At 55.6% G+C, this 17,990-nt stretch carries 20 protein-coding genes; 9 read left to right on the forward strand and 11 right to left on the reverse strand.

What is annotated here, in order from left to right:
* Positions 1-50: 50 nt before the first annotated feature.
* Complete coding sequence (locus DFP90_RS07885; RefSeq protein ID WP_115935905.1) at positions 51-614, reverse strand: EndoU domain-containing protein; 564 nt, start codon at positions 612-614, stop codon at positions 51-53.
* Between the two features lie 85 nt (positions 615-699).
* Positions 700-1,332, reverse strand: a complete 633-nt coding sequence (locus DFP90_RS07890) for a hypothetical protein (protein WP_115935906.1) — start codon at positions 1,330-1,332, stop codon at positions 700-702.
* A 160-nt stretch (positions 1,333-1,492) separates the two neighbouring features.
* On the opposite strand from DFP90_RS07890, the gene DFP90_RS07895 reads away from it, so the two are divergent.
* Positions 1,493-1,972 carry a hypothetical protein gene (locus DFP90_RS07895; RefSeq protein ID WP_115935907.1) on the forward strand — a complete coding sequence of 160 codons (480 nt, stop codon included), beginning with the start codon at positions 1,493-1,495 and terminating at the stop codon, positions 1,970-1,972.
* 115 nt (positions 1,973-2,087) lie between these two features.
* Entirely contained in the window at positions 2,088-2,852 is a 765-nt protein-coding gene (locus DFP90_RS07900) for a substrate-binding periplasmic protein (protein WP_115935908.1), read from the forward strand.
* A gap of 7 nt (positions 2,853-2,859) precedes the next feature.
* Here DFP90_RS07900 and DFP90_RS07905 read toward each other — a convergent pair whose 3' ends face one another.
* The 4 genes from DFP90_RS07905 to DFP90_RS07920 all read right to left on the reverse strand — a co-directional run bounded on the left by DFP90_RS07905 (position 2,860) and on the right by DFP90_RS07920 (position 6,389).
* The gene (locus DFP90_RS07905) at positions 2,860-4,125 is read right to left on the reverse strand and encodes an MFS transporter (protein WP_115935909.1); all 1,266 of its coding nucleotides are present in this window, start codon (positions 4,123-4,125) and stop codon (positions 2,860-2,862) included.
* Between the two features lie 86 nt (positions 4,126-4,211).
* The gene (locus tag DFP90_RS07910; RefSeq protein ID WP_115935910.1) at positions 4,212-5,102 is read right to left on the reverse strand and encodes an ABC transporter substrate-binding protein; all 891 of its coding nucleotides are present in this window, start codon (positions 5,100-5,102) and stop codon (positions 4,212-4,214) included.
* 111 nt (positions 5,103-5,213) lie between these two features.
* The gene (locus DFP90_RS07915; protein ID WP_115935911.1) at positions 5,214-5,738 is read right to left on the reverse strand and encodes a PAS domain-containing protein; all 525 of its coding nucleotides are present in this window, start codon (positions 5,736-5,738) and stop codon (positions 5,214-5,216) included.
* A 282-nt stretch (positions 5,739-6,020) separates the two neighbouring features.
* Positions 6,021-6,389 (reverse strand): VOC family protein, encoded by a 369-nt coding sequence (locus tag DFP90_RS07920; protein ID WP_115935912.1) that lies wholly within the window; start codon positions 6,387-6,389, stop codon positions 6,021-6,023.
* A 52-nt stretch (positions 6,390-6,441) separates the two neighbouring features.
* On the opposite strand from DFP90_RS07920, the gene DFP90_RS07925 reads away from it, so the two are divergent.
* Both DFP90_RS07925 and DFP90_RS07930 read left to right on the forward strand, forming a co-directional pair.
* Positions 6,442-6,957, forward strand: coding sequence for a winged helix-turn-helix transcriptional regulator (locus DFP90_RS07925; protein WP_218044615.1), 516 nt, complete (start codon positions 6,442-6,444; stop codon positions 6,955-6,957).
* Between the two features lie 118 nt (positions 6,958-7,075).
* Positions 7,076-7,633 carry a nucleotidyltransferase family protein gene (locus tag DFP90_RS07930; RefSeq protein WP_115935914.1) on the forward strand — a complete coding sequence of 186 codons (558 nt, stop codon included), beginning with the start codon at positions 7,076-7,078 and terminating at the stop codon, positions 7,631-7,633.
* A 113-nt stretch (positions 7,634-7,746) separates the two neighbouring features.
* Here the strand turns inward: DFP90_RS07930 and DFP90_RS07935 are convergent, their stop codons facing one another.
* Complete coding sequence (locus DFP90_RS07935; protein ID WP_147300972.1) at positions 7,747-8,190, reverse strand: hypothetical protein; 444 nt, start codon at positions 8,188-8,190, stop codon at positions 7,747-7,749.
* 67 nt (positions 8,191-8,257) lie between these two features.
* Positions 8,258-8,557 carry a hypothetical protein gene (locus DFP90_RS07940; RefSeq protein ID WP_115935916.1) on the reverse strand — a complete coding sequence of 100 codons (300 nt, stop codon included), beginning with the start codon at positions 8,555-8,557 and terminating at the stop codon, positions 8,258-8,260.
* Positions 8,558-8,945: 388 nt separating this feature from the next.
* Between DFP90_RS07940 and DFP90_RS07945 the strand changes: the two genes are divergently transcribed.
* Complete coding sequence (locus DFP90_RS07945; protein WP_115935917.1) at positions 8,946-11,921, forward strand: NAD(P)-dependent oxidoreductase; 2,976 nt, start codon at positions 8,946-8,948, stop codon at positions 11,919-11,921.
* 107 nt (positions 11,922-12,028) lie between these two features.
* On the opposite strand, the gene DFP90_RS07950 is transcribed toward DFP90_RS07945, so the two are convergent.
* Positions 12,029-12,523 (reverse strand): response regulator, encoded by a 495-nt coding sequence (locus tag DFP90_RS07950; RefSeq protein WP_115935918.1) that lies wholly within the window; start codon positions 12,521-12,523, stop codon positions 12,029-12,031.
* Positions 12,524-12,814: 291 nt separating this feature from the next.
* On the opposite strand from DFP90_RS07950, the gene DFP90_RS07955 reads away from it, so the two are divergent.
* From DFP90_RS07955 to DFP90_RS07965, 3 genes are all read left to right on the forward strand, one after another.
* Entirely contained in the window at positions 12,815-13,360 is a 546-nt protein-coding gene (locus tag DFP90_RS07955; protein WP_115935919.1) for a PAS domain-containing protein, read from the forward strand.
* 65 nt (positions 13,361-13,425) lie between these two features.
* A complete protein-coding gene (locus tag DFP90_RS07960; protein WP_147300973.1) occupies positions 13,426-13,626 on the forward strand; it encodes a hypothetical protein in 201 nt (66 codons plus the stop codon).
* A gap of 132 nt (positions 13,627-13,758) precedes the next feature.
* Positions 13,759-14,421, forward strand: a complete 663-nt coding sequence (locus DFP90_RS07965; RefSeq protein WP_115935921.1) for a class I SAM-dependent methyltransferase — start codon at positions 13,759-13,761, stop codon at positions 14,419-14,421.
* Positions 14,422-14,491: 70 nt separating this feature from the next.
* Here DFP90_RS07965 and DFP90_RS07970 read toward each other — a convergent pair whose 3' ends face one another.
* Together DFP90_RS07970 and DFP90_RS07975 are read right to left on the reverse strand one after the other, a co-directional pair.
* Positions 14,492-15,742, reverse strand: coding sequence for an Hsp70 family protein (locus DFP90_RS07970; RefSeq protein WP_115935922.1), 1,251 nt, complete (start codon positions 15,740-15,742; stop codon positions 14,492-14,494).
* A 116-nt stretch (positions 15,743-15,858) separates the two neighbouring features.
* Positions 15,859-16,245, reverse strand: a complete 387-nt coding sequence (locus DFP90_RS07975) for a DUF6165 family protein (RefSeq protein ID WP_115935923.1) — start codon at positions 16,243-16,245, stop codon at positions 15,859-15,861.
* Positions 16,246-16,337: 92 nt separating this feature from the next.
* Here DFP90_RS07975 and DFP90_RS07980 point away from each other — a divergent pair, with 92 nt between their 5' ends.
* Entirely contained in the window at positions 16,338-17,930 is a 1,593-nt protein-coding gene (locus DFP90_RS07980) for a tetratricopeptide repeat protein (protein ID WP_115935924.1), read from the forward strand.
* Positions 17,931-17,990: the final 60 nt, after the last annotated feature.

Consider the following 17,990-nt stretch of genomic DNA (forward strand, 5'->3'; position numbering starts at 1 on the left):
CCTTCCATCACCGCATATCCCAGTTGCCCTAGCGGGCTTGGGGAGGGAGGTCAGGGAACATAGGGATAGGCGGTATCTACATAGTCGCCATTCTGATCCCAAAAGACGACGACCGGGAATTGCAGGCCCTGGCTGGTCAGGCAGGTTTGTCCAGACAACCCCTGTGGGGTGACGGCGGCATAGGCGATGGCATTCAGCACATCTTCTTTGCTGCAGTGATCCGGGAACATGGTGGAGCGGTATTTTGCGTAGGCAACATTCGTGTCACCATCTTCCGCGATCAAGAAATCGCGCATTTCGTAGATGCCGTTTGCAACCCATTGATTGGCAACCCGGATCCGGTAGGTGATATCCCAGGTCAGATTGTCGAAATCAACGGTGTTCGGCGTCTCGCCATTGGGCTGGGCATGAAAGCCAACCGCCCGGAAATCACGGACTTCTCCGCAAAAGATATGACGTTGGTTGATATCCACCTCTGTATCGTCAGGCATCACCACCGTAGCGAACTGCGGCAGCGTATCGCAATCGACTGCGGCGGATGCGGACTGGGGGGTCAGCATTCCGGCCAGCGCGAGGGGAATGAGGGACAGGTATTTGATCATTTTGAATTTCATGGGGCTGCGCTCCAAATCTATGGGTTGGGCAGGCGCGGGCGGTCAGGCCGCCCGCGCCAAAAAGTCTTGAGGCAATGGCTGAGGATTACTGGTGGAACAGGCCGCTCTTGCCGTCGTAGGTCATTTCGATCTCGTTGATCCCACCACCAAATTTCGCGGTTGCGCGGCTGCCGGTCACATCGGTGATGATGGTGGAGCTTTCGAAATGCCCCTCCAGCCAGATGTAGACATCGGTAAAGGGGGTGATCTGGATATTCTGGGTCGCCAGGACCGAACTGGCGGAAAGCGGTTTTCGTTCCTCAAGGCGCTGGTTGATCTGCGCGGACTGGGACAGGCCGAAGGTCAGGGCAGGATATTTTGTGTAGGACATGTTGTTCACCGCGGCAAAGGTGCCGGGTTTAACCTCCGGGTTTTTCACCGGATCCCCAAAAGTGGCGGTATTGGAGAAGGGATAGACCGATCCGTCCATGGCCGGTCCCGGCTGAACCTCGGAAAGCTTGGTGATTTTTTCGCCATTCTTGCCGACGGCAGCCGTGGAAGCATAGATCCAGTAATTTTCCTCCCACTGAACGCTGTTGCTTTCAAACGGATCAAAAGCCAGCCAGATCACATCAACAGCGGAATTACCGACCGGTTTGGCCAGGGCGATCTTCTGTTGGGCGCCGTTGATCACATCAAGATCTTTCGGCTCAATATTGAGGGTGAGGGTGAAATCCATTTGGTCTCTCCTGGATTGATGAAGTTCAGATCGAGCGGGATTGCTCGAAACCAGGAGTAACGAGATGAAAATACACTTATAACGGGTATCGTTCCTCTGAATACCGGGCAGAAATTGATATACGACTTGCGGTATCAGTAACCCATAAGAGGATGGTTAAATGGAGCGGCATATTTTCAAAGGAATTCCCATTTATGATGAAGAAGCCTTTGCTATTCTTGAAACACAATTCTGGGAAAACCGCAGCCTTATCCTTGCCGGGTTGCCCTGGTTGGTGTCTGAGCTGATTGAATGGGTTGGCCTGCGTTGCGCGCTTGATTTGATCTACCGTCATGGCGGCCGGAAATTTTATTTGCGCAATGAGCGGTCCGATCTTTCCGAAAAGCTTGGCATTGATGTGCCGGACCAGCTCTACCAGCGCATCCTGCAATTTTCCGACAGCAGCGGTTATGTGGAGATCCCGTCGCCCTGGGGCGTTTCCGAGCGGATCAGGCGCGCCCTGATCTGGGGGGACTATAAAAAAGGCATGACCCGCGAAGAAATCCGCCAGACCTATGGGGTTTCCAGCCGGGCCTTAAGCAACATATTCAAAGGCAAGGTAATGGCGGGAGATGGAAAGCGCCTGATCGGTTCTCAATAGATAAAAAGTAGGCTGCGTTACAGGGCACGGTTTTCATAGCTAACACTGTAAAGGAAAGTTTAAAGAGTTTCTGATAGAGTGTTTTTAATGGGGGAAACAGATCGGGCCTCAGAAAATGATGTTTAAAAAATATAGCCTGTTCACCTGTATCGCACTGATGATCGGATTTCTGTCTGTCGGCGGTCCTGCCGCGGCACAGATCCGTTTGGTGACGGAAAATTATCCTCCTTTCAATTATCAGGATGAAAACGGCGAAGTGACCGGAGTTTCCACCGAGATTGTCCGGGAATTGATGAAACGGGCGGGCATAGAATACAGCCTGACCGTACTTCCATGGAAACGGGCCTATCTTCAGGCGCTGAGCGAACTGGACACTTGCGTTTATTCAACGGCTGAGACAGAGGAACGGGAGAAGCTGTTTCACTGGGTCGGGCCGATCATTGAAAACGACTGGGTCCTGTTTGCGAAAAAAGGACGTTTCGACAAACAGATGACCCTGGATCAGGCCAAAGCCTTCCGGATCGGCGGCTATCCAGGGGATGCCATTACTCAATTCCTCCTGTCTGAAGGGGTTGATGTCGAAGTGACCGGCAAGGATGAATCCAATCTCAAGAAACTGATGGTCGATCGGATCGATCTCTGGCCGTCGGGGCTGGTGATCGGCCGTCATGTGGCACGCTCAGAGGGGCATGAGATAGAACCGGTTGTCACTTTGAAATCGGTTCGGGTCAGCCTGGCCTGTAACCGGAATATGGGCATGGTGGCGGTCACCTTGTTGCGCAACCATCTGAAAAAAATGGCGGATGATGGCACTTTGGCGCGCATTAAAGCCGCCTATGGCGGACTGCAGAAAACCGACACATCCGGTGGAGAGGGCTGATCGGCCCTCAACTTCGGTCCGATTCTTTGCCCTTGTCTGCCGGAGGCAGATTTTCCCCTTCAGGAATAAGATGCATGGAAACCGGTGTTGATCCCGGCGCAATGGTGGCATAGGCCCCTTGGTCCTCCGCTGCCGGGCGGCCATGGGACAGACGGGAAATGGCCAGCAACGCCACCAGCAGTTGAACAGCGGCAAGCTGGAAGAACATCAATTCTGCCCCGAAGATCTCAACCACCAATGTGGAGATATAGGGGCCGATCACCAGGCCGGATCCGAAAATTAGTACCAGGCGGGAGCTGGCGGAGATGATCTCCTCCCGGTTCAGATGATCATTGGTATGGGCGATGGACAGTGAATAGATCGGCAGCGCCAGGCCGCAGGTCATGCCCGCAAAAAGATAGAGCGGTTCGATCGCCATTTCCGGAAACAGGCTGAGCGGCAGGCCGAATAAACCGGAAAGCAGGGCTGCACCTGCGATCACCCAGCGCCGGTCGATTGCGTCGGAAATGCGCCCGATCGGATATTGAAACAGGATCGCAGCCAGGGTGGAAAACCCCATGAAGCTTGCAGTCTCCCCGCTGGAAAGGCCGATCTCGCGGGCATAGACAAAGCCCATGGAATAAAACCCGCCCAGGAAGACACCATTCAGGAAACAGCCGCCGACCCCGATGGTGGACAGTTTCATCAATTTGGGGATCGAGATTTTGACCGGTGTTTCAACGGACGGGCTGCGGGTGACGGACAGCAGGATCGGCACCAGGGCCAGGCTGGTCAAAATGGAAACCAGGACAAATAGCTTAATCCCCGCAGGGTCACCATAGTTCAGCAGGAACTGGCCCAAGGCAAAGCTGGCCGTCTGGGTGATGAAATAGACGGACAAGAGCTGGCCCCGGTATTTATTCTCTGCCTGGTCATTGAGCCAGCTTTCCGCCACCACATAAAGCCCCGCATAACAAAAGCCGGACAGCATGCGCATGGCGCCCCAGATCCAGGGATCCACATAGATCATATGAACCAGTGCCGCGATCGAGGCAAGCGAGGCAAAGGCTGCAAAAACCCGGACATGGCCGGAATTTTCCAGGATCCTGGGGACCGCGACACAACCGGCCAACTGGCCCAGGGAATAACCGGACATAACCAGGCCGATGGATGTGGTGGTGAAGCCTTCAAGGGTTGCGCGCACCCCCAGCAGGGTCAGCAAGGTACCGTTGCTGATCATCAAAAGCGCGATGCCGACCAAGAGTGGCCAGCTGGATCTGATTGCCGGAAACATTCCAACCCCGCCTGTTCATTATTATTTCTTCTCTGAATCGCTTTTCGGTCAGATTGGAAATTCAAGCAAGGATAAATGTCGTCGGCTTAGTTTTTCGGCTGATGTGCCGCTTCCATGGCTGTTTGATGGTTTTCCGGCATCCACCAGGAGGTGTCGATCGCCGGTGTGCCAGGAGGGACGACCGGATTTTGCAGGATTATCAGGCGGCGTTCAGCCAGGTTAGCGCGTTCGATATAGGGGCCAAACCGGTCCAGGAAGAGCTTCTCATAGCTGCCATCGGCGATGGCTTTGTTGAGCCCCTGTTCCAGAAGTTCCGCCAATTCCGGGCGGTGGCGGCTGACCAGGAAATAGACGGGATGGGGATAAAACAGCATGACATTGTCAGCGATGGCAAGATCGTCGGCATATTTCGCCTGCTCTTCCCAGATCTCAATCAGCCCGCGATGGAAATAATCAAATTTTCCCCCGATCAGCTGTTTGAAAAGAGTGTTATAGCGGGCATTGGTCCAGACCTTGAGGCCATTGGCGGCATAAACCGGCAGGTCGCCCCAATGGCTGCCATGGCCGCCGGTAAAATCTCTCAGCGCGTCCAGGCTGGATACTTGTTCGATTGCCGCCTGGCCATCCTTGGTCGCCAGGATCAGACGCAGCCCCAGCAGCCCCCGATAGATGGGAATGCGCACGGGAATGAGGCTTTCCTCCCGCTCCCGGCTGGTGGACATCCATTCCAGATCCAGCCGGCCTTCGATGATCTGCATTTCGCCGCGCTTTTCATTCACAATCTGGGTCTCGGGGGTCAGGATACGATAGGGCCTGTTGAGCTTTGACAGGGCCAAGTCCAAAATATCCTGGCCAAAGGCGTAGCGTTCCTGCGCCTGATAATGCCGGACGATAAGGGCCTCTTCGGCCTGGACCGGATTCAGGGCCAGGCCGGCAGCCGCAATGATGGCCAGGATCAATAAGAGTGGTTTTTGCATCCTCTTCAGGCTCCCGCCAGCCAACTCTATAAGTTATCGAACGAGTGGCTATCCTAGCGGGCAGGCCGTTAATAAATTCCTTAGATGATCCCAGCGGACGTGGCGGGCTGTTTATTCAAAGCGGTACCAGAGCGGCATGCGCTCCCGGTGACGCTCCATTTCGTCAGGGGACAGGCGCAGGATCAAAACCAGCAATCGCTCGCACATGTCCGGTTCATCGCCAAAGGGCAGGATCAGACGGGAATAGGCGGCGATATCGCGCCAGGGTTCCTTTGGGATCACCATGGTCAGCAAGGGCTTCCGGTCATTGACAACCGTTTGGTAGCTTTCCTGGACGATCTCCCGCTGCTCATCGGTCAGGTCGCTCAACAATTTGCCGGTCAGGTCATATTGGCTGTCCTGAGTCAGTTTCGATCCGTAAAGCCGATAGCAGAAATCCAGCGGATCACGCTGCACATCCAACAGGTTGATCCGCCCGAGCCAGGGCTTAAGGGTTTCCGGCTGAATGGATGAAAGGCCAGGAAAAGGCCGGACACCGCGTAGCCCGGTCCATTGATCGAACAATGACACATGCAAATCCGCTGTCTCCGGCAAAAGGCCCTGAATGTCATCGGGAGTGATTAAAGTCGCGTGCATGAGGCGTCCGGGTTTGGTTCGATTGTCTACAGCATATAGAGGCCGGGGTTAAGGGGGGGTAAATGCCCGACTATAGTTTGCCGGTTATCCCTGCATCAGGGCCGATGCCAAATCGCGCAGGCAATGGCCATGTAATCGGTTCAGATCGACATGCCCGATCGGGATGAAGGCGGCATTATAGGGTAAGGTTCAAACAATCTGGCGGCATCTCAAAGGCGCAGGCCTGTTGATTTTGATGCCGCCAGTGTCTTGCTTCAAAAGCGCTATGGCTTCTGTATCGATTTAGGTCAGATCCTGTGCCAGCATCAGGGCATTCTCGTCGGGATCGTAGAAAGTGGCGGTGCTGACCATGCCTTCGATGGTTTCGGTCGGGCCGTCAAAGCGCACGCCCTCTTGTTCCAGCGCGCTTCTGGCGGTCTCGATGTCATCGATGCCAAAGACCGGCACCATATTGCCGGGCGCGGCTTCCGCCTGTTCGCCCAGGCCCAGGGTCACCCCGTCGGTCTTGGTCTGCATCTCGCTCCAGCCCGCCTCGTCGGCATGATATAGCGTTTCGAACCCCAGATGTTTTTCATACCACTGGGCGCTGACATGACGGTCACGCACGGAAAGCGCCAGGGTAATGGTGTTTTTCAGCTTAACGGTCGGCATTCCACTTCCTTTCTGTCAGAAAATATAGTAGCTATACTTTATGGACATTAATTTGCTTGTCAACATTACAGCGCGGGCCTGGTCATTAAAAATCCTGGCCTTGCTTCATGAAGGCGTGCCGGGCCGCCAGGCGCCGCTGCTGGCGGCCACCGGTGCCGGGCGCAGCGCCTTTGCGGCCAGCCTGGATCATCTGGCGGGGCTGGGGTTGTTGGAACGCAATCCGGGCCATGGCCATCCCTTGCGGCCTGAATTCCGCCTGACGGCACAGGGGCTGGCGGTGGCGCCTTATGCCTCGGCCATTCTCTCTCAATTGGACGGTGAAGAGGATTTTGCCCTGATCCGGAAGAGCTGGACCGTGCCGGTTCTGGCGCTGATCACCAGGCCCCGGCACTTCACCGAGATCCGTACAGGTCTTGGCGCGATCACCGACCGGGCGCTTTCGCAATCGCTCGGCCTGTTGGAGGATCATCAGTGGCTGAGCCGGAATTTCGACTATGAAGCCCGCCGCCCACGGCCGCTTTATCAGGCGATCAACCGGGGGCAGGCCATCAGTCAGGTTTTTGTGTGACGTGAAAGAGCCGGATTTTTGGAGCTGCAAGCCGTTTTACGAAAATGACTTGCCGGTCATCCGATCCGTCGGGATAGTCTTGTCCATGGCTTAAAGGGGCAGGGGCAGAGCAAGCAATATGGATCATTTGAAAGATAGGTTATGTGCCATTTTGGCGCAGGCACCGGAAATTGAAGAAACCCTGGCGGTTTGCGCGGGACAGAAATTGCCTCAACATTATCTGGCCGGTGGGGCGGTCACGCAGATTGTTTGGAACAGTCTCACCGGCCGCCCAATGCTGGGCCGGATCAAGGATTTCGATATCATCTATTTCGCGGATGAAGCCATGGAACAAGAGGCTCTATGGCATTCAAAAATATCCCAAAGGGTGCGGCATAGCATTCCGCTGGATATCAAGAACCAGTTTCATGTCCATTGCTGGTATCATGAAAAATTTGGCCATGTGATATCCCCCTATGACAGTGCGGAAGCGGGCATTGCCTCCTGGCTTCCGGCTTTTGCCGTTGGTGTCCGGGATGGGGGAGCGGGCCTGGAAGTTTATGCCCCCTTCGGGCTGGAGGATTTATTTGCCATGCATGTCCGGCCCAATAAAACCGTGATGAGCCGGGAGAATTATCAAGCCATGGTTAACAGTTTCCAACGCCGCTGGCCGGAGATTACGGTTGAGCCTTGGTAAGGTGAAGCAAGTGTAAGGCATCTTTGTTGAAATGGTAATGAAGACCAAACCTGGAAGAATGAGACTGTAGGCTGATCGAAGCCTGCTGGACGGAACGACTATATATCAGCCATTCAGTCAAAAGGTTGGTGAGAGAGCATTCTCTTGAGTTCTGCTTTGACCTCTTTGCGGCCTGCAGTTTTATCCAAGTTCGATTTATAGAGAAGAGTAAGAACAATTTGATCGAGCTCAGTGAATTCCAAAACATCGATTTCGCCGAATTCCATGCGGAAACCGATAATGAAAGACTCCAAAAAGCTGCCAAGCAATTTATTGCTTAGACTTTCATTCTCCAATGCCTCTGACGTTTTGGAGGGGAATATTCTCAATGTCAGAGCTGAATAAACTGCGTTTGCCAGACACCAGTTTCGAGTTTGCGGATCGGCTGCATGCGCAATGAAAAATCTCAGATTTTGTTTTTTTTGCCCGTTTTCAGAGTTTTCTTCTGTCCAGCTAATGCACGGGAGGTCATCGGTGCCAAGTTGTTCCATCCCCGGGGCTAATTTGTTAATTCCCAATTCGACAATCCGTTCTCTGCTGAAGACCCCGCCAATGGCATTGCGTCGATCGTCGTCTACCTGAATATCAAATCTGATTTTTTTTTCCGGTCAAGTTGGATACTGATTGGGTGAGCCTTCTTTTCGTTTCGATACTGATGTTGAATTCAGGGTCAATCAGCGTGACGAAGATATCTCCGGACCACCTGCGGATTTGCCCGGTATCATTCTCAGGACCAAAGAGGAGTTGAATGACGTCATCTTGGTATTGCGCAACGTTTTCCACGCAACTTTCATTGCATGCTACATCAGCAGCCTTGACGGCCGCATTTGATAAATTTACGGCACAACAGACAAAGACCATCAGTAACAATTTTCGATTGAGCATTTTTCCCCCAAAAAATGAAAAGGCCTCACAGACCCAAATGATAAAACTGTCTGGGCTGAGCCTATAGATTGATTTCTTATGAACCTAATTTGCCGGTTTGAAACCGTCAAAGAGAAGATGAATTCTGGTAGAGAGGCTAAAGCATCCCCGTCCGCACCCATCCAACAAAACACCGCCCCTGAAGGTTCAAAAATGACAGTTTCCGGCGCTCCCGCGACATTTTCATAAAAAAGTCGCACTTCACGTTTTTTAGGCCGCAATTGCACTATAGGCCCCCCACCCATTCTGATAGGCAAATTCCCAAGTTTGCGCCCGTCTGCCCGGTTTTGCAGGGACCGGACCTCTTTCAGGCGGGTGGTTCATATGGTTTTCAAGGGGATTTAGTAGAATGGCGACGGTTGAAGAATTGAAAGCGCAGCGCGAGGCCTCCCTCCAGGCAACTGCCGGTGGCGCGCCGGCCCGCACCAATAACCCGTTTTTCGGGGTGGGTCCGATCACGGACATGACTTTGGACGAAGCGGATGCGCGGCGTCTGCGTTTTGAATTCGATGCCTGGCTGGAAGCCAACTATCCCAAGCTGGATGACAAGGGCAACAAGATCGGCGCTTTCACCGCGACCGAACTGGGCCGGTCCATGCATCGCGGCTATCCGGCGGACAAGGTCTTGCTCGATATGATGACCGAGATCCATACCTATTTCGAGTTTCCGAAAAAGAACAAGATGGCCGTTGGCCTGGGCGGCGGTCACAGCGGTTTCACCGTGGCCCTGCTGCACATGATGAATGCCAATGACGAAGGTCAGAAGCTTTACATCGATACGCCCAAGCCGGAATCGGATGCGGGCAAGGCCGGCGGTTTCTTCCGCCAGTCCTGGGGCGCGCAGATCATCGAGATGCACCGCTTTGCCGAAAAAGGCGATGAATCCCGCCTGCATTTCGCCGAGGAAGAGGGCAGCATCCCGACCGCGGCTGAATTGGAAGCCATGGGCGTTTCCTTGTTCGTTGGCGTTGGCCATGAAACCACCGGTGCGACCACCTATGCGGAATCTGAAATCCGCGAGCTGCTGAAATGGATCGACGGCGACCCGGCCAACCGCCATGCGGTGATTGATGCCACCTCCATGCTGGGCTCCATGCCCTGGGCGCAGGAAGTGGTGCGCGAAGCCATCTCCAAATGCTGCATGTTCATGCCGTTCCAGAAAGCCATCGGCGGCGTATCCGGCTATTTCGTGATCTCCATCACCCCGGAAGCCCTGGCCTTGATCGAAAAGAACGCCCAGGATCCGGCCTGGTCGATCCCGCGCCAGCTGAAAATGGCCGTGCCGACCGACCCGAAAGAGCCGCTGTCTTCGAAGAAAACCGTTGAGCTGGGCCCGATCTTCGACCCGGAAAAAGGCGCGATGCTGGGCGGTATCATCAATACCTTCTCCACCCTGGCTTTTGCGGAAACCGCTTTCTGCCTGCAGCGCTCGGCCCGCATGATCGGCGATGTCAGCGCCTTGAACGCGCGCTCCATCAAAAACCGTGATACGGTCAATGAATGGATCGCCAAAAGCGACACGCTGGAACTGGGCGTGGCCAATCCGGAAAAACGCGGCGCGGCGGTGACCCTGCTGAAAGTGACCGATGACGGCATCCAGGACTCAGACCTGCATGCGACCATTATCGCAAAATCCAAACAGTTGCTGGGCTATGAAGGCCTGACCCACCCCAATGGCGATTTCGAACCGGGCCTGGATGTGGCGCGCTATGTCAACGCCTTCCCGGGCACCCCTGGCGATTACCGCGCCTGGATCGGCGGCATCCGCCCCGTGGAAGACGTGACCGCATTGCTGGAAAACCTGGCCTATGCCTATCACCGCGCCAAGATCGTGGTTCTGGAAGAGCTGCTGGCCGCTGAAGGCGTCACCTTTGAAGCCTCCGCCGCTGCCGCTGGTGACAAGGTCCGCCAGGATGACGCTGACAAGGCTTACAAAGTCCTGGTCGCCGATCTGGTCGGTCTGAAGTTTGACGCCAATGGCAAGCCGGACCATTCCGCAGTCCGCGCCCATGTGGAAGCCAAGGGCGGCGTTTGGCATGAAGGCCTGGCGGCTGACGGTGCCAGCCTTGAAAAAGGCAAGATCCATTTCTTCTACCAGCCGGACCTGTCCCGCGAGGAAGAGCTGCTGCCGATCACCAAGGACGGCCAGTATGACGCCACCATCGTGGCGGCGACCTTCCTGCCGGCCGATTCCACCTTCAAACATGGCGGTGTGCGCATCGGTGCCGGTACCGGCAACATGGGCTCCAAATCCTGGGGCGGCGGCAATGGCGACGGCGGCGAAGCCCCGCTGATGAACACGCCTTCCTTCAACAGCCGGGCCACCGCGCAGATGGCCATGAAGGGCCTGTTGAAAGTATCCCCGGATCTGCCGGTGGAACTGATGCATGAGCGCGTGGTCGGCGGCGATTTCGACACCGGCAAAAACCTGTGTGAATACCCGACCGAAAAGGTCGAGGGCAAAAAGATCGCCGTCATCGGCTATGGCAATATCGGCCGGGAAGTGGCCAAAATCGCCAAGAGCTTCAATATGAAGGTCGCCATCTATGCCCGCGAAGCGCACAAGGATTGGATTGAATCCGAAGGCTTCGAATGGGCGGCAACCCCGGTGGACGCGGCCAAGGGTGCCGATTTCATCAGCCCCCATACCGGCCTGGGTGCCTTCAATGCCGAGAGCGGTAAGTTCGCCAATGACAGCATCATCAATGACGATGTCTTCAACGCCATGAATGACGGCGCGGTTGTGGTGAATTATGACCGTGGTGAAGTGATCAATATCGATGCGCTGGACCGCGCGCTGGAGAGCGGCAAGGTCCGTTATGCGGCGATTGATGCGGATCTCTTTGTCAATGCGGAAACCGGCGAGCTGTCCGGCCCGATGGTTCCCTACCGGAATATCGAGCCCAAGCATCGCGGCAAGCTGGAGCTGCTGCCCCATGCCGCCGCCGATACCGAGCATGTCAGCCGTGTGGAAGGCGCCAAACAGGCGGTCGACCAGATCATGGATGTGATCCAGTACAAATCCGTCACCAACCTGAAAGGCGACCTGCCGGAAGGCTATGTGAATGCCGGGGCGAAGACCGTCAATGGTGTTGGCAAAGTGACCACCAACGGCCTCGCCTCTGTTGCGGCATCCGGTGACGCGGCTGAGCTGCGCAAGCTGGCGGAAGACATGGCGGCGCTCTGGGGGGCTCTGGCTTCCACCTCTGATGCGGACCGTCGCGCCAACCTGTTGAACCGCTATGGCGCGGACCTGATCAAGGCCTCCAACAAATATGCCTCCCTGATGGAGGAATTGGGGCTGCAGGGTCCCTACGGCGGCTAAGCCGGTCCTGAGAGACCATCCAAGATGCAGAAAAGGCCGGTGAATGTTTCACCGGCCTTTTTCTGTCCCCGCTCCCGTCTCTGAAACGGTTGATGATCTCGTCTGGGTCAATTCACCCGGCGCAGCAGCTGACCCGGATGGGGCCGTTCGCCCGGCAGGTCGGTGACACGCGGCAAAGGGATATCCGGCAGTTTGATGTGCGGGACGCGGTTTTGCATCAGCCGTTCCACCTGAAAGGCCAGTTGGGCATCGGTGAAGGGCTTGGCCAATGCGCAATCGGCACCGGCCTGGACGGCGGCCATCATGGCGGCATCCTGGCCATCCTCGACAAAGGCCAATACAGCGGCGGGTGAGAGCGCGCGCAAGGCCGGGTGGCGCAGCGCCTTGATCAGCTCCAGCCCGCAGATGGGCGAGGTGGAGAGGTCAACCGCGATCAGATCCCGGCTCTCCAGCATCAATTCACTGCGCGCATCTTCCAGCCAGTCGCATAAAAACAGGCTGGTCGCTTTCAGATTTTCAAAGCTGGAGATGGTCTTTTCGGCGCTTTCTTCATCCTGGTCAAACAGCAGAATATTCAGCTGCGAAAGGTCAAATTCCGGCATGTTACTTTATCCTGGTTTCCGGTTTTCCCCCCGGCTTTACCTGATGAAAGATCTATCATGCTTTTATGAAGAATTCCCTAATATGCCGCACGTAACGCATTGATATTAAATCGAATGCTAAGTAGTTTGAAGCATGTTGCTGGGGGGCATTCGGACTGGATGGCAATGCCGGTCGGAAAAAGAAACGGCGGGTATCACTGTATTGTATAACTTTCATCCTGCTTACGTTAAGCTCAGGATTAAATTGGATTTATTCATGGGCATCCGCCCCGGTCATGAGGCAGGTTATTCGTGGTTTTCAAGATCAGATGTGACCGGAGCCGTCGGTATTTCGACTATTGGAAAAGCCTGCCCCGTGAGCCGGGGGAGATTTTGCCGCCGCGCAGCCGTTTCCTGCCGGAAGACGTGCCGGAATTGCTGAGCACGACTGCGATTTACGAGTTGGTATCGCCCGATTTGTTGAAGGCCCGGCTGCAGGGAACGGCGATCAATGAGCGGTTCGGCCGGGATATCACCGGCGAGAATTATCTGGATTATGTTGCGCCCGAACGGCGGGCATCGGCTTCACGGGCTTTCTGGACCATGGCACAGCATCCTTGTGGTATGCATGCGATTCTGACCCACAGGCTGACCAGTGGCCGTGATGTCCTGGTTGAGGCATTAGGCTTTCCCTATATCAATGGCGAAGGCGGCAATCCCATCGTGATTTTCCAGAGCAACGAAATAGAAGTCCCGCCCGGCAGAAAGCTTCGTGATGAGGGGGAATTGTCCATGATTTTGCTGGAAGGGCGCACACTTATTGATATTGGCAACGGCGTTCCGGTTTTTGTGGAATAGTGGATAGCTGGGATTTGGGTCTTGGTAAGTATTTTGTTAATGAAGTTCGTGGCAGACTGCGGCCCATGATGGAAGAGCGCAAAAACAAGGAAGCAGAGAATACGGTGGACGGGTTGATGGCTGCCCTGACATTGGGAGGGATCGATAATGAGACCCTCGGTTCGGTGCTTCTGATGAAAGCGACGGAAATGCTTGTGCAACATGGCTATAACGAGGACACTCTGCTCAGGATGGTCTCCTCCGCCATTGAATTGCAGCGTCGCTAACGCTTGCTATAACAGGGGGAAGGTGCCGGACTGACTTGTCATGTCGGACGGGTTTTCTTATCTCTTTTCTTGAACGATCCAAATTTAGCAGCTGTTTCCGCCAAGGAGCGGGAGCATCATCGGAGAATTTGAATGAGCAGAGAGTCCCTCGGCCTGGAAGCGCCCCTCCTTTCCTATCTGATCGAGCATGGAGTCCGGGAGTCGGAACTGCTGGCGAAATTGCGTGAGGAAACCGCCAAACTGCCGGGCGCGCAGATGCAGATCGCACCGGAGCAGGGGGCCTTCATGGCAATGCTGACCAGGCTTCTGGATGTGCGGCTCGCGGTCGAGATTGGTGTTTTCACCGGTTACAGTTCCATTTCCGTGGCTGGCGCCATGGCAGAGGATGGCCGATTGATCGCCTGTGACAATCACGAGGAAAATACCCTGATCGCTAAACGCTATTGGCGTCTGGCCGGGTTGGATCACAAGATTGATTTCCGTTTGAAAAATGCCCGGGAAACCGTGGATGACCTGATTGAAGAAGGCCTGGCCGGCACCGTGGATATGGCCTTCATCGATGCCGATAAGGACGGTTATGACCATTATTATGAACGCTGCCTGCAACTGTTGCGGCCGGGCGGTTTGGTCCTGATCGACAATGTGCTCTGGAGCGGTTCGGTGATTGATGACAGCGCCCAGGACAATTCCACCAAAGCCATCCGGGCGATCAATGCCAAGGTCATTGCCGATGACCGGGTGGATGTCTCCATGGTGCCGATCGGGGACGGCCTGACGATGGTCCGGAAGAAGTAGTTACAAAACAGTAGCTTAGGAAGGTGTTGGCAATAATAGTGCTTTGTTTGACAACTTTGTTGCTTGTGGCCTATCCGAACCTTTTGGCGGCTTCCAGAGCCAGCCCGTATCCGACCGCGCCAAATTTGTCGATATTCTGGAAGCGTGCATCCGGCAGCTGTGCCTGGATCGCCTGCTGGACAAACGGCATTTCGGTAGAGCCGCCGGTCATCAGCACGACGCCGATATCCGCAGGCCCGCAACCGGCCTGGCTGAGACATTCATCAATGGCTGTCTTAAGCCGTTCCAGCGCCTGGTCGGAGGCATCGGTGAGGTTCTTAATCGCCAGCGCCTGCTCCAGGCCCGGATCGACATAGGCAAGATCGACCAATGTCTCACCCCGGTTCGACAAAGCGATCTTGGCTTCTTCCACATCGTTGGCGATCCTATGGCCCAGCCTTTCGTCGATCACCGTGGCCAGTCGGTCAAAACGCGGATCGCCATCGCCATTTTCCAGGATCCAGTCGATATTCCGTCGCACCTTGGCGGCATAGAGCAGGTTGATCTTCGGCCAGAGTGACAGGTGGCTGTAAATCCAGTTCGGGTTGCGCAGCCGCCCGCCCTGAAGCGGGGCTTTATAGCCCAGCAACGGCATGATGGTGGCAAGGCTCAGCAATTGGTCGAAATCAATCCCGCCCAGCCGGATACCGGTATTGGCCAGGACATCTTCCATGCCGATTTCCGTCCCGTCCCGGTCGGGGCGAATGCGGATCACGGAGAAATCGGACGTGCCGCCCCCCATATCGACGACCAATGCCAGGTCTTCCGATGTCGCCTCGGCCTCATATTGCCAAGCCGCGGCGATAGGCTCCAACTGGAAGCTGATTTCCCGGAAGCCGATGGAACGCAGAATCTCTTCCAGCATATCCTGGGCTTCCCGGTTGGCATCGGGATCATGATCGACAAAATTCACCGGTCGCCCCTGGACCACACTGGTCAGTTCCTGGCCGATCTGGGCCTCTGCCCGGCGCTTCATCTCACGCAGGAAGGTTGCGATCACTGCCTTGAAGGGCAGACGCCGGTCGCCCACCGTCGTGCTTTCCGCCGCCAGGGAGGTGCCCAGAACAGATTTGATCGAGCGCATCAGGCGGCCTTCGTCGCCTTCCAGGTAGCTCTCAAGCGCGGCCCGGCCAAAATCGATGCGCTGGCTTTCCTCATGATAGAAAAGCGTGCTGGGCAACGTGTCTTTTCCCGTGGCTTCCAGGGATAGTAGCTGCAGGCTGTTGCCCGCAAGCGTGCCCAACGTGGAATTGCTGGTGCCGAAATCCAGTCCGCAAAACATGATCACCTCGCAACGTTGCCGGAATTAGGGAAAAGGGCCGACCTTTTATCCCTGTTGACCTTGTGTGGCAACCGTTCCGGCAGGTGAACTGGAGGTTAATTTTTGCTCTGGCCGGTTTAATAATCCTGATAGGATTTTTCTTCCACCAGTTCGGATCCGAGCAGGATGTTGATCTCTTTTTTTACGGCGGCCCGGCGATCGTTGGTATGATAAACCGCGCGCGCAAGGCGGATGAAGTCATCGCCGAAATCCTGGCCGCGTTCGCAATCACGGATATCGTCCTCGATTCCCCAGAGTTCGCGGTTGATTTCCAAAAGGGCAGCTTTTTTCTCCGCCAGTTCCGGATGGTTGGCACCGGACTGTTCCAGGACGGATGTCAGTGCAGCGAGTTCCCGGCGGACATTGGCCAGCGCAGTTTCATCTTTTATTTCACACTGTTTGATTTCCAGAATGGTGATCTTGTCGATCAGTTCGCCCCAGGAGACGGGCACGGAGATGGACATGTGGAGCGCTTCCCTGTTTCTTACATTGATTGTACCGGTGAGCCAGCCTAACTTTCAAATCTACACCTGACCACAGAATATCGGTTCCTGATATGACGGATGACAGGCCGGATCAAGGGCAAGAAGCAAATCTACCGGACGGATATGACGTTCAGGTCCGCAGACTGATTGAGGCCGGTCAGGATGACGAGGCCGCGCGATTCTGCTTTAAGGGTATCACTTTGTGCGGGGACAGGGTCGGGCTGCTCGAGCCATTGGCGGAAATCTTTTATCGCAAGGGCGATCTGACCCGGGCTGCCGATTATCTGAACCGTCTGTGCCGTCTCGAGCCGACGGTGGCAAGCCGCTGGATGCAGCTTGGTACCGTATTGGGAGCAGCGGACAGAAGCCGTGAAGCAGTCGTCGCCCTTGAGCGTGCTTATGATCTGGATCGCACATTGGCGGCGGCCGGTGTAAATCTAGGGATAACCTTGGTCAAGCTGCAGCGCCATGTTGAGGCGGTAGGGGTTCTTGACGATATCGCCAGTGCCGAGCCTCCGGAGCCGACGGCCAACCTGTGGCTGGGGCATGCGCTGCAGGCGTTGGACCGTCTGCAGGAAGCGGTGGTGGCCTATGAACGGGTTCTTGAAGATCCGGCCATGGCACCGTTGGCTTGGATGCCGTTGGGCGTTGTTTTCCGGGGACTTGGTCAACTGGAGCAATCCAACCGATGGTTCAACGAGGTGCTTACCCATCAGCCGGACCAGCCTATGGCCCGCTTTGCACTGGCGCAAAACCAGCTGATGGCGGGGGATTTTCCGTCTGGTTTTACCAATTATGAAGCGCGCTGGGACAGGCCGGGCAACGAACGGCCAAGACTGTCTTCGCCGGAATGGCAGGGGGAGGACTTGTCGGGCAAGACGATCCTTATCGACGATGAGCAGGGTTTTGGGGATTGCATCCAGTTTTGCCGGCTGCTTGCGGCATTGAAACCCTTAGCCGCGCAGGTCGCCTTCCGGCCGCGGAAAAAGCTCCGGGCCCTTTTGGGTTGCCTGCAGGCGGTTGATCATTTTGTGGATGAAGGATCGGAATGCGACCAGGATTTCCATCTGCCGCTTTTGAGCCTGCCGAACCGCTTGGGGCTGAAACAATCGGATCTTACCGGAGAAGCCTATCTGACAGCGGATCCGGCGCTTGTGCGGCGATGGGGGGAACGGCTTGAAATGCTCTCTGGCGGACGGCCCATGGTCGGGTTGGTCTGGCAGGGGGATCCGAATTCCCAGTCCGAACAGGGGCGCTCAGTGCCATTTCCGGCGCTGCTTCCCCTGTTTGAACAGAAAGAATTTCTATTCCTGCTTTTGCAAAAGCAGCATGGGCGGGATGATGTTCAGGCCGCGTTATTGCCGGACAATGTGGTGGACCTGGCAGATGAGCTGGATTTGGGGGCGAATGCTTTCACCGATACGGCGGCTGTGATGACCCATCTAACATGTATGATCAGTTCCGATACCGCGCCGGCACACCTAGCTGGTGCGCTGGGTGTGCAAGGCTGTATCTTGCTCAAAGAAGTGCCGGAATGGCGCTGGATGCTGCAGGGGGATCAAAGCCCCTGGTATGGATCCCTGCGACTTTTCCGGCAGCAGACACGGGGAGATTGGGATGCGCCGGTCCAGGCGGTTGGGGCATACCTTAAGGAACTGGTATAGTTTCGAATCAGTCTATAGTCGCGCCACCGTCTTGATCCCATGGGTGGAGACGATTGGCGG

Origin of the sequence: Aestuariispira insulae, assembly GCF_003385955.1 — a bacterium.
Lineage (GTDB): Bacteria > Pseudomonadota > Alphaproteobacteria > UBA8366 > Aestuariispiraceae > Aestuariispira > Aestuariispira insulae.